18 protein-coding genes and 1 riboswitch are annotated in these 20698 nt (G+C 65.7%); of the genes, 9 read left to right on the top strand and 9 right to left on the bottom strand.

Annotated elements, in window-relative coordinates; translation table 11 throughout:
• Window positions 1-122: 122 nt before the first annotated feature.
• Complete coding sequence (locus ACZ5TO_RS10460) at window positions 123-1136, top strand: GH25 family lysozyme (protein WP_464798026.1); 1014 nt, start codon at window positions 123-125, stop codon at window positions 1134-1136.
• On the opposite strand, the gene ACZ5TO_RS10455 is transcribed toward ACZ5TO_RS10460, so the two are convergent.
• Window positions 1133-1738, bottom strand: coding sequence for a YdeI/OmpD-associated family protein (locus ACZ5TO_RS10455; RefSeq protein WP_464798025.1), 606 nt, complete (start codon window positions 1736-1738; stop codon window positions 1133-1135). The two genes, ACZ5TO_RS10460 and ACZ5TO_RS10455, sit on opposite strands and share 4 nt — an antisense overlap.
• Before the next feature lie 162 nt (window positions 1739-1900).
• On the opposite strand from ACZ5TO_RS10455, the gene ACZ5TO_RS10450 reads away from it, so the two are divergent.
• On the top strand, window positions 1901-2608 hold the full coding sequence (locus tag ACZ5TO_RS10450) for a L,D-transpeptidase (RefSeq protein WP_184140271.1): 708 nt from the start codon (window positions 1901-1903) through the stop codon (window positions 2606-2608).
• Between the two features lie 13 nt (window positions 2609-2621).
• Here ACZ5TO_RS10450 and ACZ5TO_RS10445 read toward each other — a convergent pair whose 3' ends face one another.
• From ACZ5TO_RS10445 to ACZ5TO_RS10415, 7 genes are all read right to left on the bottom strand, one after another.
• Window positions 2622-3785 carry a polyamine ABC transporter substrate-binding protein gene (locus ACZ5TO_RS10445; protein WP_464798024.1) on the bottom strand — a complete coding sequence of 388 codons (1164 nt, stop codon included), beginning with the start codon at window positions 3783-3785 and terminating at the stop codon, window positions 2622-2624.
• A gap of 328 nt (window positions 3786-4113) precedes the next feature.
• Window positions 4114-4590, bottom strand: coding sequence for a 6,7-dimethyl-8-ribityllumazine synthase (locus ACZ5TO_RS10440; RefSeq protein WP_184140268.1), 477 nt, complete (start codon window positions 4588-4590; stop codon window positions 4114-4116).
• A 93-nt stretch (window positions 4591-4683) separates the two neighbouring features.
• Window positions 4684-4827, bottom strand: a riboswitch (FMN riboswitch).
• A 104-nt stretch (window positions 4828-4931) separates the two neighbouring features.
• On the bottom strand, window positions 4932-5993 hold the full coding sequence (locus tag ACZ5TO_RS10435; RefSeq protein WP_464798023.1) for an ABC transporter ATP-binding protein: 1062 nt from the start codon (window positions 5991-5993) through the stop codon (window positions 4932-4934).
• A gap of 9 nt (window positions 5994-6002) precedes the next feature.
• On the bottom strand, window positions 6003-6785 hold the full coding sequence (locus ACZ5TO_RS10430) for an ABC transporter permease (protein WP_184140264.1): 783 nt from the start codon (window positions 6783-6785) through the stop codon (window positions 6003-6005).
• Window positions 6782-7672 carry an ABC transporter permease gene (locus ACZ5TO_RS10425; protein ID WP_464798022.1) on the bottom strand — a complete coding sequence of 297 codons (891 nt, stop codon included), beginning with the start codon at window positions 7670-7672 and terminating at the stop codon, window positions 6782-6784. The genes ACZ5TO_RS10430 and ACZ5TO_RS10425 overlap by 4 nt, the downstream gene beginning before the upstream one ends.
• Window positions 7673-7753: 81 nt before the next feature.
• A complete protein-coding gene (locus tag ACZ5TO_RS10420) occupies window positions 7754-8857 on the bottom strand; it encodes an ABC transporter substrate-binding protein (RefSeq protein WP_464798021.1) in 1104 nt (367 codons plus the stop codon).
• A gap of 102 nt (window positions 8858-8959) precedes the next feature.
• Complete coding sequence (locus tag ACZ5TO_RS10415; RefSeq protein WP_246434133.1) at window positions 8960-9853, bottom strand: MurR/RpiR family transcriptional regulator; 894 nt, start codon at window positions 9851-9853, stop codon at window positions 8960-8962.
• Window positions 9854-10027: 174 nt separating this feature from the next.
• On the opposite strand from ACZ5TO_RS10415, the gene ACZ5TO_RS10410 reads away from it, so the two are divergent.
• The 7 genes from ACZ5TO_RS10410 (at window position 10028) to ACZ5TO_RS10380 (ending at window position 19350) form a co-directional block, all read left to right on the top strand.
• A complete protein-coding gene (locus tag ACZ5TO_RS10410; protein WP_464800377.1) occupies window positions 10028-10786 on the top strand; it encodes an N-formylglutamate amidohydrolase in 759 nt (252 codons plus the stop codon).
• 113 nt (window positions 10787-10899) lie between these two features.
• The gene (locus tag ACZ5TO_RS10405; RefSeq protein ID WP_184140258.1) at window positions 10900-12483 is read left to right on the top strand and encodes an amino acid permease; all 1584 of its coding nucleotides are present in this window, start codon (window positions 10900-10902) and stop codon (window positions 12481-12483) included.
• Window positions 12484-12555: 72 nt separating this feature from the next.
• Window positions 12556-13920 (top strand): glutamine synthetase family protein, encoded by a 1365-nt coding sequence (locus ACZ5TO_RS10400; RefSeq protein ID WP_184140467.1) that lies wholly within the window; start codon window positions 12556-12558, stop codon window positions 13918-13920.
• Between the two features lie 184 nt (window positions 13921-14104).
• A complete protein-coding gene (locus ACZ5TO_RS10395) occupies window positions 14105-15490 on the top strand; it encodes an aldehyde dehydrogenase family protein (RefSeq protein WP_464798020.1) in 1386 nt (461 codons plus the stop codon).
• Window positions 15487-16632, top strand: a complete 1146-nt coding sequence (locus ACZ5TO_RS10390; RefSeq protein ID WP_464798019.1) for an iron-containing alcohol dehydrogenase — start codon at window positions 15487-15489, stop codon at window positions 16630-16632. The genes ACZ5TO_RS10395 and ACZ5TO_RS10390 overlap by 4 nt, the downstream gene beginning before the upstream one ends.
• A gap of 221 nt (window positions 16633-16853) precedes the next feature.
• A complete protein-coding gene (locus tag ACZ5TO_RS10385) occupies window positions 16854-17570 on the top strand; it encodes an AAA family ATPase (RefSeq protein ID WP_464798018.1) in 717 nt (238 codons plus the stop codon).
• 256 nt (window positions 17571-17826) lie between these two features.
• Complete coding sequence (locus tag ACZ5TO_RS10380; protein WP_464798017.1) at window positions 17827-19350, top strand: methyl-accepting chemotaxis protein; 1524 nt, start codon at window positions 17827-17829, stop codon at window positions 19348-19350.
• A 38-nt stretch (window positions 19351-19388) separates the two neighbouring features.
• On the opposite strand, the gene ACZ5TO_RS10375 is transcribed toward ACZ5TO_RS10380, so the two are convergent.
• Complete coding sequence (locus ACZ5TO_RS10375) at window positions 19389-20576, bottom strand: glycoside hydrolase family 5 protein (RefSeq protein WP_464798016.1); 1188 nt, start codon at window positions 20574-20576, stop codon at window positions 19389-19391.
• Window positions 20577-20698 lie beyond the last annotated feature (122 nt).

The raw sequence follows: 20698 nt of genomic DNA, 5'->3' as shown, positions 1-20698 counted from the left end.
GTGTTTGAAAGGACACACCCGGCCGTAAACGTTGCATTTAACATTTCGCGGTAATCTTCCGTTAGTAATTCCGTCCCGGCATCGAGCGGGCGGGCTTCGGTTTGTATTGCGTGCGAGTGCCCATGCGTCTTTCAGTCCTTACGGCGGCCCTTTCCGGCTGTGTCTTCCTTGCAGGCTGCGCGTCGAGCACGAGCCCGGAGACGGCGCTTGCGATCAAGCCGTCCGTCGAGACCACGGGCTCCGTCAGCAAGGGCGGCGGGCCGGTGCCGGAAGTGGCGGTGGGCGAAAGCCCGGTAAAGGCGGACGACGCGCAGGAAATCCTCGCCTGGGCCGGCCCGGTGCCGGAAACCCGCGTCTTCGAGACCATGACGCAGCAGACGGCGATCCCGCTGGAGCGGCCGGCCGGCGAACAATCCTCCGAAGGCCGTTCGCGCAAGCGCTCGCGCATCTACAGCCAGCAGTTCCGCGACGCCCATCCCATCAATTTCGGCAAGCGCGCGCCGCGGCACTACCAGGTGCACGGCGTCGACGTCTCGCGCTGGCAGGGCGATATCGACTGGATGCGGCTGCGCACGCAGGGCGCCAATTTCGCCTTCATCAAGGCGACGGACGGCGGTGATCATCTCGACCCGATGTTCCAGACCAACTGGCGGCGCACGAAGGAGGCGGGCATCCGCCGCGGCGCCTATCACTTCTTCTACTGGTGCCGCACCGCCGGCGAGCAGGCCGACTGGTTCATCCGCAACGTGCCGCGCGATCCCGATGCGCTGCCGCCGGTCATCGACGTGGAATGGAACGGCGATTCGGCCTGCAAGAAGCGGCCCTCGCGCGCCCGCGTGCTGGAGAAGATGCAGGTCTTCCTCGACAAGCTGGAGCGGCACTACGGCAAGCGCCCGATCATCTACACCGCGCCTGATTTCTACGAGGACAACCTGCAAGGCGAGCTGAAGGGCTATCCGTTCTGGCTGCGCTCGGTCGCCGCGCATCCCTCCAAGCGCTACCCGGACCGCCGCTGGATGTTCTGGCAATATTCGGGCTCGGGCCTGTCGCACGGCGTTTCCGGCCGCATCGACCTCAACGTCTTCTCGGGCAGCGAGGGCGACTGGCACAACTGGCTGGCCGGCCAGTCGAGCTAGGATGATTTGGGCTTCTGCGGATAGATCGTCTCGCCGCGCCTGAGCATGTCCACGAAGGCTTCGATCTTCCGCTTGCGCGCGGCCTCGGTCTTGAGGTTGTGGACGCGGAAGGCGAGCGCGAAGCGGTTCTGCTCGGTGAGCTTTCCGAGCATCTCCCTTGCCACCGGCTCCGCGTCGATGGCGGCCTGCAGGTCCGGCGGGATCTTCAGCCCCTTGCCGCTGCCATAGGCCCTGTCCCAGCGCCCGTCCGCCCTGGCGGCCTTCACCTGCTTCATCCCGTGCTCGGTCATGCGGCCGCTCTCGATCAGCCGGCCGACGGTCTCGACGTTCTTCCTGCTCCACACGCCGCGCTTGGCACGCGGGCTGTAGCGCTGGAGGAAGCTCGTCTCGTCGAGCCCCTTGCGCAGGCCGTCGATCCAGCCCCAGCACAGCACGGCCTCGATCGCCTCCTCGGGCGTGATCGACGCGAGGCCCGAGCCGCGCTTGTGGATTTTGATCCAGACCTCGGGCGCGCTTTGGTGGTTTTCGGCGAGCCAGATGTAGAAGCTGTCGGGGTCGGGAAACTCCCGGATGCGGGCGGGGTCGATTTCCACAGGTACCATGGCGTTTTCCTCCTTCCGCTGCTGCGGGCGTGGCCGCTTTGCATCTATCGCCGGAAAGGGGCGGCCGATGCCGAAGATGTGAACCGCCCGCTTCTTGCCAGTCCAGCTGCGCTTTGGCTAGCCATCGGCCTCAATCCTCTATCCGAGTGGAGTCCATCGAGAATGTCTACCGTGTGCACCCTGTCGCGCAGAACCTTCCTCCTCGGCGCGACCGCCGCGCTCGCAGGATGCACGACCGCACAGACGGCCGCGCTGAAGGCGCCGGTCCCCCAGAAGGTCAGCTATCCGATCGTGCCGGCGAGCGATGAGGAACTGGCGGCGCGCTATGCGGCGGTCGAGGACGGCGGGCATCTCATCCCGGCCATTCCCTACAGGCAGATCGACCCGAAATACTACCGCCAGCGCGTGAAGGACCCGACCGGCGAGCCGGCGGGCACGGTCGTCGTCGATACCGCCTCGCGCTTCCTCTATGTGGTTGAGCCCGGCGGCACGGCGATGCGCTACGGCGTCGGCATCGGCCGCGACGGCTTTGCCTGGGAGGGCGAGGGCGTCATCCAGTGGCGCCAGCCCTGGCCGCGCTGGAAGGTGCCGGACGACATGATCAAGCGCCAGCCGCATCTTGCCAGATATTCCGTCGAGAACGGCGGCATGGACCCGGGCATCAAGAACCCGCTCGGCGCGCGCGCCCTCTACATCTTCCAGAACGGCAAGGATACGCTCTACCGGCTGCACGGTTCGCCGGAATGGAAATCCATCGGCAAGGCGACCTCGTCCGGCTGCGTGCGGCTCGTCAACCAGGATGTGCTCGACCTCTACAAGCGCGTGCCCTATCACGCGCGCATCGTCGTGCATCAGGCGGCGATCGCCTGAGACGGCGGTTCCCTCAGGCAGACTTGAAGCGCGCCATCAGCTCGGCCCGCGCCGGATCGGTGAGCGTCACGGCGGCGCCGAATTCCAGCGGGGTAAGGGCCGCCTCGTCCGGGTAGACGATCCTGTTGCCGGTGATCTCGGACGGCAGCAGCGCGATGACGCGGCTGTCCGTGGTCGGCGCGCCGTTGGCGATGTGCTCGCGCACCGCGTTCTGCGGGTCCATCAGGAAGTTCAGCAGCGCATAGCCGGCGGGCCGGTTGGCCGCGCTCGTCGGGACGGCGTAGAAATCCGACCAGATCTCGCCGCCGTCGGTGCCGAGCGTGAAGCGGATTTCCGGGATATCGCGGTTGAGCTGCGCGCCGTCGTTCGTCCAGCACATGGTCATCCAGGCCTCGTTGGCGCGCATGGCGGGCTGGTAGTCGGAGTTGACGGCATAAAGGTGGGGCTTCACCCGCATCAGCAGCTCCTCGGCCTTGGCCAGTTCCTCCGGCTTGACGGAATTGAAGGAGTAGCCGAGCGAGACGAGGGCGTTGCCGATGGTGGTGAGCTGGTAGTCGTGCACCATGGCGCGGCCGTCCGCCTCGGTCATGGCGACCTCGAAGAACTGCTTCCAGCTCGTCACGTCCGCCTTCACCTTGTAGGAATTGACGGCGATGCCGGTGGTGCCCCAGTTCTTCGGCAGGGCATAAAGCTTGCCGTCGATGATGCCCTCGTTGGTAAAGCGCGGATTTTCCGATTTCTGGTCGAAGTTCGGCACCTTCGAAAGGTCGATCGGCTCGATGAGGCCGAGGCCGGCATAGGTGGAGATCGTGTAGTTGGTCGGCACGAACAGGTCCCAGCCCATGCCGCCGGCCTTGAGTTTTTCCAGCATCTCCTCGTTCGAGCCGAAGACGTTCACCTCCACCGCCACGCCGGTGGCGGCGGTGAAGGCCTCGAAGGTGGCGGGGTCGTGGTAATTCGGCCAGGTGGCGAGCGACATGGTCGAGCCGAGGTCTTCCTGCGCATAGGCCGTGGAATTGAAAAGGCCCGGCTGGCGGGCAAGGACGGCCGCCGCAAGGCCGAGGCCGGTGACGCCGAGGAAATGGCGGCGCGTGACGGAGCCGCGCTTCAGCCGCATGAATTCGTCCGTCAGCGCAGCCGGGCCGACGGGGGCATTCTCTCTGAACCATTTCGACATCACGCTGTTCCCCTTATCGTTGTGCGGCCCGTTTCCCCTCAGGCCGGAAAGACATGCGTTCGACCGGGATCGACGGTATCACGACCCGCACGCCCGGCGCGATGCGGTCTTCCGGAGGGAGCGTCCAGTGTGCGGCTTGATGCCTATCTCTTTGAATCTGCTCGGCTCCAGCCGGTATCCTATCCCGGCAGAGGTGTTTTATCCGTAAACCGGCAGGCAAAGGGCAGACGGCAAGAAAAAGCCCGGCATCGCTGCCGGGCTTCATCAGTCTTTTCAACGGCTTGCCGTATCGTCCTGACGGATCGATTCCGGCCGTTCAGGTATCGATTCAACCGACCGCGGCGAGGGCCGCCTGTGCGCGGGCGTCGAGGATCTGGCGGGCGGCGTTTGCTGCTTCCTTGCCCTTGACGACGAAGTGGTCGCGGAAGAAGGCGATGTGCGCTTCCGATTCCTGGAAGTTGTGCGGCGTCAGGACGGCGGAGAGCACCGGCACGTCGGTGTCGAGGCCGACGCGCACGATGGCGTCGACCACTGAGCCGGCCACGAAGTCGTGGCGGTAGATGCCGCCGTCGACGACCAGCGCGACGCCGAGGATGGCCGCATAGCGGCCGGTGCGGGCGAGGAACTGGGCGTGCAGCGGGATTTCGAGGGCGCCGGGCACGTCGACCACGTCGACATCCTCGGCCCTGCCGCCGAGCGCCTGCCATTCGGAAATGAAGGAGGTGACCGCCTGGTCGACGATGCCGGCGTGCCAGCGGGCACGGATGACGGCGATACGGGCGGAGGGGGTGGCATTCGCATTCATAGTCCAGGCCTTTCAAGGGTTGAGCCATCTTGCAACGGGTCCCTTGGGCGAACATGCAAAAGACGGATTCCGCCCGTCAGGCGGAGGCCTCCTGCTTGCTCTCTTCCATCCGGACTGTGACCGTCGGCTCCGGCATCGCACCGGATCTGCTGACCCTTCCATGGGAAGGCGCTCGCGGGCTCCCGGATTGCTCCGGATACCGCCGGTGGGGAATTCCGCCCCGCCCTGAGAACGCTTGGAGACTAGCGGGCGAGCGCCCGCCGATCAAATCCGCGGGCGACGGAAAGAGCCGGATTCACGACAGATTTTTCCAAATTCCGGCCGGTATCGCGAACGGACGGCTAGTCGGAGATGACGAGGAGGTCGCCGGCGGTGAAGCGCAGCGTCACGGTCTCGCCGACGGCCGGCGGCACGAGGCCGGGGCTGTTGAACATGTCGAAGGAGATGATGCTGTCGCCCACCTTCATGCGCGTGCGGATGACCGAACCGAGGAAATTGGTGGAGACGACCGCGCCGGAAAGCGCCGTATCCCCCTTGGCGTCGGGGGCGATGGAGCCGGCTTCCGGGCGCAGCGCCAGCGAGACGGTGTCGCCCGCCTTCACGGTGCCGAGCGGTTCGCGCAGCGTCACGCCCTGGTCGCCGATGGAGACGCGGTTGGCGGCAGGATCGACCACCTTCGCCTCGATGAGGTTCAGCGTGCCGACGAAGCCCGCGACGAAGCGGGTGGCGGGGCGGTTGTAGATTTCCGCGGGCGTGCCGATCTGGTCGGCCTTGCCGGCGTTCATGACGACGATGCGGTCGGAGATCGACAGCGCCTCTTCCTGGTCGTGCGTGACGAAGACCGTGGTGATGCCGAGCTGCTGCTGGATCATGCGGATTTCCTCGCGCAGCGACACGCGGATCTTGGCGTCGAGCGCCGAGAGCGGTTCGTCGAGGAGGAGGACCTGCGGCTTCGGCGCAAGCGCCCGGGCGAGCGCCACGCGCTGCTGCTGGCCGCCGGACATCTGGTAGGGGTAGCGGTCGGCGAGGTGATCGAGCTTGATGAGGCCGAGCATTTCCTTGACGCGCGCGTCGATCTCGGCTTTCGGTCGGCCGGCGACCTTGAGGCCGAAGGCGACGTTTTCCGCGACGTTCATGTTCGGGAAGAGCGCATAGGCCTGGAAGACCATACCGATGTTGCGCTGGTTGGGGCGAAGGTTCATCTGGCTCTTGCCGTCGATGGCGATGGCGCCGCCCGACGGGGTCTCGAAGCCGGCGATCATGCGCAGCACCGTCGTCTTGCCGCAGCCCGACGGGCCGAGGAAGGAGACGAACTCGCCCTTCTCGATGGACATGTTGAAATCCTTGACCACCTGGACGGGGCCGAAGGACTTCTGGATGCTGGAGAGTGTCAGGAAGCTCATGGATGGTCCTTAGACGGGGCTTTGCGTGCCCTTCTGGAAGCGGGAGACAAGCTGGATCAGGCCGAGGCAGCCCCAGGTGATGGCGAAGGCGATCACCGCGAGCGCCGCCGGCTCGTAGGCGCGGTTGGCGCCGAGGAGCTGCATGTAGGGGCCGAAGGCCGGGCGGTTGAGGAGGGCGGCCATGGTGAATTCGCCGATGACGATGGCGAAGGTGAGGAACGCACCGGAGAGCACCGCCACCAGCACGTTCGGCAGGATGATGCGGAAGAGGATCGTCGTCCAGCCGGCGCCGAGGCTCTGGGCCGCCTCCGTCAGCGTCGCGATGTCGATGGAGCGCAGGCCCGTGTCGACGGCGCGGTACATGTAGGGCAGGGCGAGCGTCGCATAGCCGAACATCAGAAGGATGTTCGTGCCGGTGATCGAGCCCGTCAGCGGCAGCCAGCTCGACGTGTTGTAGAGCCGGATATAGCCGAAGACGATGACGATGGCCGGGATGACCAGCGGCAGCAGCGTGACGAACTCGATATAGGGGCGAAGGGCCGGCAGCTTCAGGCGCACCCAATAGGCCGTCGGCACGACGAGCAGCACGCCGAAGAGGATCGTGAACAGCGCCATGACGACGGAATAGGTGAAGGTCTCCTGGAAGCGCGGATCGCCGAGGACGACCGCATAGGCATCCAGCGAATAGACGCCGCGGCGCATCTTCAGCGAGAAGTTGGTCATGCCCATCAGGGGCAGGATGAAATAGAGCAGCCCGATGGCGAGGGCGCCCCAGGCCCAGAACTTCTTCATTTGAGCCACCTTTCGCTGCGCGCGCGCAGCCAGATGTAGATCGTGTTGGCGATGCCCGTCACGACGATCATGCCGAAGGCGAGCGCATAGCCGAGATGGGGATTGCCGAGCACGTCGCCGCGGATCTGCGCGAAGAGCAGGATCGGCACGATGGAGAGCGAGGAGCCGGTGAGCGCGATGGCGGTGGCCACGGCCCCGAAGGCATTGGCGAAGAGCAGCGCCAGCGTGCCGAGGAAGGAAGGCAGCAGGATCGGGAAGGCGACCATGCGCCAGTATTGCGCGTTGGTCGCGCCGAGGATCTGCGCGGCCTCGCGCCATTCGCGCTTCAGGCCGTCGAGCGCCGGCGTGATGATGAGGATCATCAGCGGGATCTGGAAGAAGAGGTAGGTGACCGTCAGCCCCCAGAAGGACAGGATGTTGAAGCCGAGGGCGCGAAGGTCGATGCCGAGCTGGCTCTTGAGGAACATGGTGACGAGGCCGACCGGGCCGAGCGTTGCCAGGAACGCGAAGGCGAGCGGCACGCCGGCGAAGTTGGAGGCGACGCCGGAGAAGGTCAGCAGGGGGCCGCGGATCCATTTCGGCAGGCCGCCGAGCACGACGGCGGCGGCGACCGCAAAGCCGATCAGGCAGCCGAGAAGCGCCGAGGCGATGCTGATCTTGATGGAAATCCAGTAGGCCGAGAGGATCGACCTGGTGAAGAGGCCGTGGATGTTCTCCAGCGTGAAGCCGCCATCGGGCGTCTGGAAGGCGCCGATGACGATGCGCATCGTCGGCATGATGAGGAACAGGAGGACGAAGATCGCGAACGGCGCCGCGCCGAGCCAGTGCAGCGGGAGGCGGAAGGGCGCCCGCGCCGGCGGTTTGGCGGCAGAACTGTCTGAAGACATTACATTAGCCTCATGGGGGTGCCTCACGGCAGGCCGCAATCGCCGCCCCGGCCCGAAAGCCGGAGCGGCGGGAGATGATGTTTACTGCACGTTCGCGCCGACGACGCTGTCCCATGCGCCGGTGACGGCTTCCTGGTTGGCGTTCACTTCGTCGAGCGTCGGGAAGTAAGCCTTCTCATAGGATGCTGCCGGCGGCAGGGCGTCGATCAGGTCCTGCGGAACCTTGCCCGCCTTGACCATGGCGTTGAAACGCACCGGATGGCAATAGCCCTTCAGCCAGCCGAGCTGGCCGTCGTCCGAATAGAGGTGTTCCATCCAGAGCTTGGCGGCGTTCGGGTGCGGCGCGTAGGCCGAGATCGCCTGGACGTAGACGCCCGCAAGGACGCCCTTCTCCGGAACGATGACCTCGGTCGGCGGGTTGCCGTTGAGGGTCTTGGCCCAGCTCAGCGCGTTGTAGTCCCAGGCGATCACGATCGGGGTCGAGCCCTGGGCGAGCGTGCCGGACTTGCCGATGACCGGGACGAAGTTGCCGGCCTTGTTCATCTCGGCGAAGTAGGCAAGGCCCGCTTCACCGGCTTCCTTGCCGGCCTTCGCATCCTTGCCGAGGCCGGCGGCCAGAACGCCGAGGATCGCCTGGTTGGAGGCGCGCGGGTCGCCTGCGAGCGCGACCTGGCCGGAATATTCCGGCTTCAGGAGATCGGCCCAGTCCTTCGGCGAATTGGCGACGAGGTCCTTGTTCACGAAGAAGGACATGACGCCGTAATAGTCGCCGTACCAGTAGCCTTCGGCATCCTTGACGGCATCCGGGATCTCGTCCCAGGTCGAGACCTTGTAGGGCTGGATGAGCCCTTCGGCCTTTGCCTGCGGGCCGAAGGCGAGGCCGACGTCGATCACGTCGGGCGACTGCGGGCCCTTGTTGTCCTTGTTGGCCTTGATGGCCTCGATCTCGTCGGCCGAGCCCGCGTCGGGGTTCAGTTCGTTGACCTGGATTTCCGGGTACTTGGCCTTGAAGGCGGCGATGACGTCGCCGTAGCCGCACCAGTCATGCGGCAGGGCGACGGTCGTCAGCATGCCTTCCTTCTTGGCAGCGTCGACGAGCTCGGCGCTCGGGTCGGCAAAGGCGAGCGAGGAGGACGCGACCACCATGGCGGTGGAGAGCGTAAGCAGACGTTTCGTATATGACATCACGGGTGTTCTCCTTTTGTGTGTCAGTCAACTTCGGCGAAGCTGATACTGGTGGTGCATGAAGGTTATGTGACAGTTTTATTTTGGTTTTTCCGGTGTGCCTCACGCCTTCCCGGGCACCTCCTGGCGCGGTTTGCGAAAGAGCCGGCTGGTCTCGAAAAGACCCTCCAGCGTCTTCATTCGGCCGCTGGTCTCCTCCCAGCCCGAACTTTGCACCGCCTCGATCAGCGCTTCCAGGATGAAGAGCGTCACGACCGAGGAATCCCAGGCGGACGGCGCCTCGATATGCACGCGGAAGACTTTTGCCGCGACCTTCGCCACGGGCGAGGCCCACTGGTCGGTGAAGAGCACGATCTCCACGCCCCGCTCGCGGGCGACCCGGCCCAGCGTTTCCACGTCCTGCTCGTAGCGGCGGATGTCGAAGATGACGAGCACGTCGCCCGCCTTCATGTTCAGCACGTAATGCGGCCAGGAGCTCGGGTTCGAGGCGATCTGCGTGACGTTGGGGCGGATGACCTGGAGATGGGTGAAGAGATAGTCGGCCAGCGCCTTCGTGATGCGCCCGCCGATGATGTAGATGCTGCGCTGGCGGTCGGCGAGGAGGGCGGCCGCGCCGTCGAACTCGGCGGTCTCGACCTGTGCGAGCGTCTGGCGCAGGTTCGTCATGATCGCGTCGGCGAAGCGGTTGAGGATATGCGTGCCCGGCGCGTTCGCCGCCCAGCGGTCATGCTTGGTGATGGGGCTCGAAAGGGTGGCCTCCAGCTCGTGGTGGAGGCGCGCCTGGAAATCCGGAAAGCCGCGGAAGCCCAGCTTCTGCACCATGCGCGCGACCGTCGGCGTCGACACGCCGGCATTCTCCGCCACCGTGGTGATGGAGCCGAGGCCGGAGACGGGATAGTTGTCGAGCAGCGATGTGGCCAATTGCTTTTCGGCGCGCGTCAGCGCTTCGAAATGAGCATGGATCACATCCGACACCGTCATGGATGCTTGGTTCAGCGTCAAATTGTTCCCCTGCGCCCCGGTCTTTGCCGAAGTTTTGAAAATTAAACATCGCTGTCACAATTCGAGTCAAATGATTTTTTGAAGAGATTTTTTCAAAACCCCGTTGACAGCGGCAAAACCGTGAAGAATTCTTTTCATCAACGATAAAAGCCGGTCGAGGGGATCAGGCTGATGGGAATTCTGACTGGAGAGGAGGGCGACCCCGTCGCCCTGGAGAACGTTTCCGCACGCGGCAGGGTGATCCTGGTGTGCGAACACGCCTCCCGCCTTCTGCCGAAGGCGCTCGGCACGCTCGGCCTTTCCGACGAGGCGCTGGCAAGCCACATCGCCTGGGATCCGGGTGCGCTCGCCGTCTCGCGGCTGCTTGCCGAAAAGCTCGACGCCACGCTGGTCTTCCAGCGTTTCTCCCGCCTCGTCTACGATTGCAACCGCCCGCCCGAATCGCCGGCCGCCATGCCGGAAAAGAGCGAGGTGTTCGAGGTTCCGGGCAATGCGGCGCTCGACGAGGCGGCGCGCAATGCCCGCACCGATGCGCTCTACCGGCCGTTCCGCGACCGGCTCGGCGCGCTGGTGAAAGACCGCATCCGCGAGGGCAGGGCGCCGGTCATCGTCACCGTGCACAGCTTCACGCCCGTCTATTTCGGCAAGCCCCGCGCGGTCGAGATCGGCATCCTGCACGACGCGGACGCGCGGCTTGCCGATGCCATGCTGGCCGCCGCGGGCCCCGCCTACAGGACGCTGCGCAACGAGCCCTACGGGCCCGAGGACGGCGTGACGCATACGCTGAAGGAGCACGGCCTTTCCAACGGCGTGCCCAACGTGATGATCGAGGTCCGCAACGACCTCATCCAGGATGAAGCCGGCCAAAGGGTCGTGGCCGACTATCTGGCGGGACTGCTCATCGAGAGCCTGCCCGCCGTTCAATAAAAAGAAGACCCGGGGAGCGGCACGCCCGCGGCGCATATCCCACGCATTTCGTGGGCCTCAGACACAGGCGGCCCTCGGCAATTCCGCCAGGGCCAGTCGAACAGGGGAAAAACATGTCAAATTATTCAGATTCGGATAAGCATGAGGACATGCAGGTCCTGCATTCCATGGGATACGCGCAGGAACTCGAGCGGCGCATGAGCCAGTTCTCGAATTTCGCCGTATCCTTCTCCATCATCTGCATTCTTTCCGGCGGCATCAATTCGCTCGCGCAGGCGACATCCGGCGCGGGCGGCGCGGCCATCGGCATCGGCTGGCCGGTCGGCTGCTTCGTCTCGGCCGTCTTCGCCGTCGCCATGGCGCAGATCAGCTCGGCCTATCCGACGGCCGGCGGCCTCTATCACTGGGGCTCGATCCTCGGCAACCGCTTCACCGGCTGGCTGACCGCCTGGTTCAACCTGCTCGGCCTCGTCACCGTGCTCGGCGCCATCAACGTCGGCACCTACTACTTCTTCATGGGTGCCTTCGGCACGCCCTATCTCGGCCTCGAGGACACGACGATCACCCGCATCGTCTTCCTCTCCATCATCACCGGCGCGCAGGCGCTCGTGAACCACATGGGCATCGGGCTGACGGCGAAGCTGACGGACTTTTCCGGCTATCTCATCTTCGCCACCTCCATCGTGCTCGCCATCGTCTGCCTTGCGGCCGCCGACAGCTACGACATCGCCCGCCTCTTCACCTTCTCGAATTTCTCCGGCGAGGCCGGCGGCAATGTCTGGCCGGAGACGTCCGGCACCTGGGTCTTCCTGCTCGGCCTTCTCCTGCCGATCTACACGATCACCGGCTACGACGCCTCGGCGCATACCTCGGAAGAGACCGTCAAGGCGGCCCATTCGGTGCCGCGCGGCATGATCTCCTCCGTGCTGTGGTCGGCGCTCTTCGGCTACATCATGCTGTGCTCCTTCGTGCTGATGATCCCGTCCTCCGTGGCGAATGCCGACGGCACGACGACGGACGGCATGATCGCCGCCGCCGCGCAGGGCTGGAACGTCTTCTTCTGGGCGATGGAAAGCCAGGTCAATCCGCTGGTGAAGGACATCGTCTTCCTCGCCATCCTCGTCTCGCAATGGCTGTGCGGCCTTGCCACCGTCACCTCGGTCTCCCGCATGATCTTCGCCTTCTCGCGTGACGGCGGCCTGCCGTTCTCGCGCGGCCTGTCGAAGGTCAGCCCGAGCTACCGCACGCCGGTCGCCGCCATCTGGACGGGCTCGATCCTCGCCGTCCTCTTCGTCTGGGGCTCCTCGCTCGTCTCGATCGGCGATACGCCGGTCTATACGATCGTCGTGTCGTGCACGGTCATCTTCCTCTTCTTCTCCTTCGCGATCCCGATCGCGCTCGGCTTCTTCGCCTGGGGCACGTCGAAGTGGGACAAGATGGGGCCGTGGAACCTCGGCGAGGGCGTCTTCAAGCTCTTCGCCCTCCTGTCGATCGCGGCCATCGTGCTGATCTTCGTCCTCGGCATCCAGCCGCCGAACGACTGGGCGCTCTACATCACCGTCGGCTTCCTCGTGCTCACCGCCATCATCTGGTTCGGGCTCGAAAGCCGCCGCTTCAAGGGCCCGCCGATCGGCGACGAGGTCGCCCGCCGCCAGGCGGAGATCGCGGCCGCCGAAAAGGCCGTCGGCGAAGTCTGATCCTTCCTCCTGCGGGGCCGCGCCGCGGCCCCGCCTTCCTCCGACCAATTCCGGGACCGAACCGCCATGAGCATGACTTACACATTCGATGATCTGAAGAAGGATGTCGCCGAAGGCCGCATCGACACCGTCCTTGCCTGCCAGGTCGACATGCAGGGCCGTCTCATGGGCAAGCGGTTCCACGCGCAGTATTTCGTGGACAGCGCCTACGAGGAGACCCATAGCTGCAACTACCTGCTGGCCACCGACATGGAGATGGACACCGTCTCCGGCTACAAGTCGACGAGCTGGGCGGCCGGCTACGGCGACTACACGATGAAGCCGGACCTTGCGACGCTCCGCAAGCTGCCGTGGCTGGAAGGCACCGCGCTGGTGCTCTGCGACGTGCTGGACCACCACACCCATGAAGAGGTGCCGCACTCGCCGCGCGCCATCCTCAAGAAGCAGGTCAAGCGCCTGGAGGCCATGGGCCTCAAGGCCTATATGGCGAGCGAGCTGGAATTCTTCCTGTTCGACCAGACCTTCGACGACGCCCGAGAGAGCGGCTACCGGGACCTGCGCCTCGCCTCCGGCTACAACGAGGATTACCATATCTTCCAGACCACCAAGGAAGAGGACGTGATGCGGGCGCTGCGCAACGGCCTGCAGGGTGCCGGCATCCCCGTCGAGAACTCCAAGGGCGAGGCCTCGGCCGGCCAGGAGGAGATCAACGTGCGCTATGCCGATGCGCTCGCCATGGCCGACCGGCACGCGATCATCAAGAACGCCACCAAGGAGATCGCCTGGCAGCGCGGCAAGGCCGTGACTTTCCTCGCCAAGTGGAACTACACCGCCGCCGGCTCCTCCTCGCACATCCACCAGTCGCTCTGGAGCGTCGACGGCAAGGAGCCGAAATTCTTCGACAAGGATGCCAAGTACGGCATGTCGGAGATGATGCGGCGCTACGTCGCCGGCCTCCTTGCCCATGCGAGCGAGATCACCTATTTCCTCGCGCCCTACATCAATTCCTACAAGCGCTTCGTCGCCGGCACCTTCGCGCCGACCAAGGCCGTCTGGAGCAAGGACAACCGCACGGCGGGCTATCGCCTGTGCGGGGAGGGCAGCAAGGCCATCCGCATCGAATGCCGCGTCGGCGGCTCGGACCTCAACCCCTATCTCGCCATGGCCGCGCTGATCGCCGCGGGCATTGCCGGCATCGAGGGCAAGTTCGAGCTGGAGGCGCCCTTCGAGGGCGACGCCTATGGCGGCAAGGACATCCGCGAGATCCCGAAGACGCTGCGCGGCGCGGCCGCGGCGCTGAAGGATTCGGCCATGCTGCGCGACGCCTTCGGCGACGACGTCATCGACCACTATGTCCGCGCCGCCGAGTGGGAACAGGAAGAATACGACCGCCGCATCACCGACTGGGAGGTGGCGCGCGGCTTCGAGAGAGCGTAGAAGCGTTTCGGGATTTGCCCCTCACCTGCCTGCCGGCATCCTCTCCCCGCAAGCGGGGCGAGGAACGATGGGCGCGCCGTTTTCCTCCTTCTTCCCGCTTGCGGAGAGAAGGTCCCGGCAGGGGGATGAGGGGCAATCGAAGCGCCGAAACTGAAATTCCGACAGAACCAACAGGAAGTCGATCATGACTGTGATCAAATGCATATCCCCCGTGGACGGCTCGGTCTATGCCGAGCGCGAGGCGATGCCGCTGGCCGCCGCCGAGGCCGTCGTCGCGCGCGCGAAGAAGGCGCAGAAGGCCTGGGCGAAGCGCCCGCTGGAAGAGCGCGTCCAGCTCGTCCTCAAGGGCGTCGCGCGGCTCAACGAGATGGCCGACGAGATCGTGCCGGAGATCGCCTGGCAGATGGGCCGCCCGGTCCGCTACGGCGGCGAGTTCAAGGGCTTCAACGAGCGCTCCAACTATGTGGCCGAGATCGCCGGCTCCTCGCTCGCGCCCATCGTCATCGAGAATTCCGAGCGCTTCGAGCGCCGCATCGAGCGTGAGCCGCACGGCGTCGTCTTCGTCATCGCGCCGTGGAACTACCCTTACATGACCGCGATCAACACGGTCGCCCCGGCGCTGATGGCCGGCAACACGGTCATCATCAAGCATGCCGCCCAGACGCTGCTCGTCGGCGAGCGCATGGTGCGCGCCTTCAACGAGGCGGGCGTGCCGGAGGACGTGTTCCAGAACATCTTCCTCGACCATGACACGACCTCGGCGCTGATCGCCGCCAATTCGTTCGACTTCATCAACTTCACCGGCTCCGTCGAGGGCGGCCGGGCGATCGAGCGGGCCGCCGCCGGCACCTTCACGCCCATCGGCCTCGAGCTCGGCGGCAAGGACCCGGGCTACGTGATGGAGGACGCCGACCTCGACGCGGCCGTCGATACGCTGATGGACGGCGCCACCTACAATTCCGGCCAGTGCTGCTGCGGCATCGAGCGCATCTACGTCAACGAGAAGCTCTACGACGCCTTCGTGGAAAAGTCCGTCGCCTGGGTCTCCAACTACAAGCTCGGCAACCCGCTCGATCCCGAAACGACGCTCGGCCCGATGGCGCACAAGCGCTTCGCCGCCACCGTCCGCTCGCAGATCGCCGACGCCGTGTCGAAGGGCGCGAGAGCGCTGGTCGACCCGAAACTCTTCCCGGCCGACGACGGCGGCGCCTATGTCGCCCCGCAGGTGCTCGTCGACGTCGACCATTCGATGGAGTTCATGACCGAGGAGACCTTCGGCCCGGCGGTCGGCATCATGAAGGTGAAGAACGACGCGGAAGCGCTCGCCCTGATGAACGACTGCAAATACGGCCTCACCGTCTCGCTGTGGACGAAGGATGCCGAGCGCGCCGCGCGCCTTGCAGGGGACCTCGAGACCGGCACCGTCTTCATGAACCGCGCCGATTATCTCGACCCGGCGCTGTGCTGGACGGGCGTGAAGGAAACGGGCCGCGGCGGCTCGCTCTCCGTCATCGGCTTCCACAATCTCACGAGACCGAAATCCTACCACTTCAGGAAAGCACTCGCATGACCATCACCGCCAACTGGAGCTACCCGACCGCGATCAAGTTCGGGGCAGGGCGCATCAAGGAACTGGCCGACCATTGCAAGGCCGTCGGCATGAGGAAGCCGCTGCTGGTCACCGACCGCGGCCTCTCGACCATGGCGATCACGCAGGGCGCGCTCGACATTCTCGACGCCGCCGGCCTCGGCCGGGCAATGTTCTCGGAGGTCGACCCGAACCCGAACGACAGGAACCTCGAAGCGGGCGTCAAGGCCTTCAGGGACGGCGGCCATGACGGCGTCGTCGCCTTCGGCGGCGGCTCCGGCCTCGACCTCGGCAAGGCGGTCGCCTTCATGTCCGGCCAGACGCGGCCGGTCTGGGATTTCGAGGATATCGGCGACTGGTGGACCCGCGCCAATTCCGACGGCATCGCGCCCATCGTCGCCGTGCCGACGACGGCCGGCACCGGCTCGGAAGTCGGCCGCGCCTCGGTCATCACCAATTCCGAGACGCACACCAAGAAGGTGATCTTCCACCCGAAGTTCCTGCCTTCGGTCACGATCTGCGACCCGGAACTGACGGTCGGCATGCCGAAGGTCATCACCGTCGGCACCGGCATGGACGCCTTCGCCCATTGCCTCGAGGCCTATTCCTCGCCCTTCTACCATCCGATGAGCCAGGGCATCGCGCTCGAAGGCATGCGGCTCGTCAAGGAATACCTGCCGCGCGCCTACAAGGACGGCACGGATATCGAGGCGCGCGCCAACATGATGTCGGCCGCCGCCATGGGCGCCGTCGCCTTCCAGAAGGGGCTGGGCGCGATCCACTCGCTGTCGCATCCGGTCGGCGCGATCTACAACACGCATCACGGCATGACGAATGCCGTCGTGATGCCGCCGGTGCTGACCTTCAACCGCCCGGCCATCGAGGCGAAGATCGCCAGCGCCGCCGCCTATCTCGGCATTTCCGGCGGCTTCGACGGTTTCTTCGACTATGTCCTGCGCCTTCGCGAGGAGCTCGGCGTGCCGGACAAGCTGTCGGCGCTCGGCGTCGGCACCGACCGCATCGACGAGATGGCGGAAATGGCCATCGTCGATCCGACGGCCGGCGGCAATCCGGTGGAGCTGACGCTCGACGCGGCCAGGCGCCTCTTCGTGGAATGCATCTGATTTCTTATCGTTAACAATTGACAGGGGCCCGGAAAACATTGGTTTTCCGGGCCTTTTTCTTGCAAAGCGCAAATCCGGCGCCCCGCCTCATTAATCTTCGGGATGCGGAAATTTCCGATTTGTTAACCCTGTTTTGAAAGATTTCATTAGCGGGCGCCATTCCAACCGGGTCGTCTGACGAGAGCGATGAGGAAGCTCGCAGCATTGTCCAAGAGGAAGCCATGCCAGTCATCACATTTGCCAATGCCAAGGGCGGCGCCGGCAAGACCACCGCTGCCCTGATTCTCGCCACCGAGCTTGCAAGCCAGGGCCACCGCGTCACCATCCTCGATGCCGATCCGCAGCGCTGGATCAGCCACTGGCACGAGATCTCCGGCCGCCAGCGCAACATCGCGGTGATCTCGGAAGTCTCCATGGCCTCCATCCAGTGCCATATCCGCGAGAACCGCGCGGCGACCGACTATTTCATCATCGACCTTGCCGGCGCGCGCGATGCGCTGGTCGCCACCGCCATCGGCCTTTCCGACCATGTGATGATTCCCGTGCAGGGCTGTGCGATGGATGCGCGGGGCGCTGCGCAGATCCTCGAGCTCCTGCGGCAGCTCGACGAGAAGGCCGGCATCCGCATTGCCCATTCGGTGGTGCTGACGCGCATGAACTCCATGGTGACGACGCGCGCCATGACGGCCATCAAGGCGCTGCTTTCGTCCCGCGGCGTCACCGTGCTCGATACGCCCATCGGCGAGCGCACCGCCTTCCGCGATATCTTCGATTGCGGCGGCACGCTCTATTCGATGGATCCGGCCAAGGTCAGCAATCTCGACAAGGCGCGCGAGAACGCCCGCCTCTTTGCCGGCGAGGTGCTGCGCCTGCTGCCGGCCCGCACGCGCATGACGGGCGAGCGCGGCCTCTTCCGCACGATCCGGCAGGCCGCCTGATCTCTCGAAATTGACGATCGTCAGGAACGGCTGCGACGAAGGACGCGGCCGTTTCCTTTTGCCGGCCGACGCCTTGGTAATGAACAATTTACCACGGCTAACCTAATGATATTCCCACAAAAAGCCGAGCCAGAAGACCCGTGACGTCTTCGGCGGGACCCATGAAGGGTCACGGGGTGGAGCGTGCCGCAGGGCATGCCGCCCCGATGATGCATGTCCTCCTTGTCTGTTCCCGCGTTTCCAGGATGCCTCCAGAATGACTCATGCCTTGCAGACCGCCAGCCCGAACCACGACATTGCCCGCCGGCTCGATTATCTCGGCCTCGACGAGGCCGCGCTGAAGCGCCTGCGCAGCCTGAAGCCCTTCATCGAGAAGGAGCTGGGCCCCGCCCTCGACAAGTTCTACGCCATCGTGCGCAAGAGCCCGGAGGTGAGCCATCTCTTTTCCGGCGACGCGCATATCGAGCGGGCGAAGGCCGCGCAGCTCGGCCATTGGGCGAACATCGCCGACGGCGACTTCACGCACGACTATGCCGAGAAGGTGCAGACGATCGGCCGCGTGCATGCCCGCATCGGCCTGGAGCCGCGCTGGTACATCGGCGGCTATGCGCTGGTCGTCGAGCATCTTTTGATGGAGGCCGTGCGGGCGCACTGGCCGAAGCGGGGGCTGTTCGCCCGGCAGGAGACCGGGCCGGAGGAATTCGCCGCGACGCTCACGAGCCTCCTCAAGGCCATGTTCCTCGACATGGACCTTTCCATCTCCGTCTACATGGACATGTCGGACATCGCCAAGCAGCAGGCGGTGCAGGCGCAGGTGGTTGCCGAGGAGCGCAAGATCGTCAGCGACAGCTTCGGCGCCGCGCTGAAGCGCATTTCGGCCGGCGACCTGACGGCGCGCATCATCGGCCCGCTGCCGGAGGCCTACGAGGCGCTGCGCGACGACTTCAACCATGCCATCTCCACGCTCTCGCAGGCCATCGGCAATATCGGCGTAGGCGCAGGCTCCATCCATCTGAGCGCGCAAGAGATCGCGGCCGCTTCCGACGACCTTGCCAGGCGCACCGAGCGGCAGGCGGCGAACCTCGAGGAGACGGCGGCCGCCGTCGAGGAGGTGACGACCACCGTGCGCCAGACGGCGCAGAGCGCCAACGAGGCGAACGCCCTCGTCATGGCCGCGCGCGACAATGCCGAGCGCAGCGGCGTGGTGGTCGAGGAGGCGATCACCGCCATGGGCGAGATCCAGGCCTCGTCCGCCGCCATCGCCAGCATCATCGAGGTCATCGACGAGATCGCCTTCCAGACGAACCTGCTGGCGCTCAATGCCGGCATCGAGGCCGCACGCGCCGGCGAGGCGGGCCGCGGCTTTGCCGTCGTCGCCTCGGAGGTGCGGGCGCTCGCCCAGCGCTGCGCGGATGCGGCCAAGGACATCCAGAACCTCATCGCCAAGTCGCACGGGCAGGTCGAGGACGGCGTTCGCTCGGTGGGCGAGGTCGCCCAGTCGCTGCGCCAGATCGTCTCGCAGGTCGTCGAGGTGAGCTCGGTGTTCAACACCATCCGCGCCAGCACGGCCGAACAGGCGACGGGTCTTCAGGCCGTCAACCAGGCGATCAACGCCATGGACCAGATCACCCAGCAGAACGCCGCCATGGTGGAAGAGGCCAATGCCGCAAGTCAGGCCCTGACGCAGGAGGCCGCCTCCATCGCCGCCCAGCTCAGCGCCTTCCGCACCAGCGGCACGGCGCAGGTCGCCGAGGGCGCGGGGTATGTGCGGGCGGCCTGAGCCGGCCGAACGAAACGGGGACGGGCCGTCCGGCCCGTCTATTTCCGCATCCGGGCTTTCAGCAGGTCCATCAGCTTGCCGTCGCGCGGCAGCGCGTCCGCCTTGCCCTGCTCGCTCATCCAGTAGAACCGGCCGGGCTTCAGCCTTTCGGGAAGCTCATAGTCCATGCCGTCCCATTCGTCCTCGCGGAAGGAGTAGAAGGCCCAGTGGCCGCCTCTCTCCTCCACCGCATCCATGACGTCGGTGAGATAGGTGCCGCAATCGGCCCACAGGCGCATGCAGCCGAATTCGGCCGCGACGACGCGTGTCGGCGGCAGGCCCTCGGCCTTCGCCCAGTCGAAGGCGGCGCCGATATGGCCGGCGACGGCCTTGCGGTCCCAGGTCATCCTGCCGCCGTCGTAGTCGGTCGTGACGCCCGGATAGCGCAGCGGCGTCTTGCGCTTCATGTTCGGCGCGCTCGTCGCATCATAGGGCTCGTACATGTGGAAGGCGTAGAGCACCCGGTCGTCGGCGAGGCGATGCGGCCAGGCGGCGAGCGCGCGCGGATTGGCGTAGTAGCCGCCGTCGACCATGACCGGCGTGACGGGATCGACGGTCCTGATCGCCGCGATGATCTGCGTGTAGAGGCGGGGCAGGTCGCGCGGGCCGCCGGCATGTTCGGCCTGCCAGGCGAGGCGGCCGGCCGTCGTGCCGTTCTCGGCAAGGCCCGTCGTCTTTTCCGGCGCCGGCTCGTTGAGGAGGTTGTAGGCGGCGATGGACGGATGGTCCTTCAGCGCGGCTGCGAGATCGCGCCAGAAGGCGACGGCCTCTTTCGCGAAGGCGGGATCGGACCAGAGCCGGTCGTCGAAGGCGCCGCCGTTCTGCTGCTTCCAGCGGGCGCCGGGCAGGCTGAGCGGCGTCAACACCACCTTCAGCCCGGCGGCGTTCGCCGCGTCGAGCGTCGCGCGCAGCCTTGCAAGGTCGCCGGCCGGAAGGCCGCGGTATCCGTCGGCATCGCCGAGCAGGAAATCCCGGCCCTCGCCCTTCCACTTGGAGAAGGTGAGGCGCACCCAGGTCGCTCCGGTCTTGGCCAGCGCGTCGAAATAGGCCTTGTCCGGGGCGGCCGCGTTGAAGCTGTTGCCGCCCTTTTGCGGCGTGTCCCAGAAGCGCATGAGATCGGCGGCGGAGGCGGCGGACGGCAGCAGGAGCGCGAGGCAGAGGAGGGCGGGGCGCAACGTTTCGAGCATGGGATTCCGGATTGCTGGTTTGGCGGGAGACGGTTCCTTCACCGGCAAAAGCGGCAATTTGCGGGTTCTCGGCGAGACGAAAAGAGGCTCTCCAAAACAAAAGGCCGGCCCCGGGGCCGGCC

The organism is Shinella sp. Sh6 (assembly GCF_055392685.1).
The sequence above is the reverse complement of the archived record's forward strand: the minus strand, read 5'-3'. Positions and strand labels throughout refer to the sequence as shown.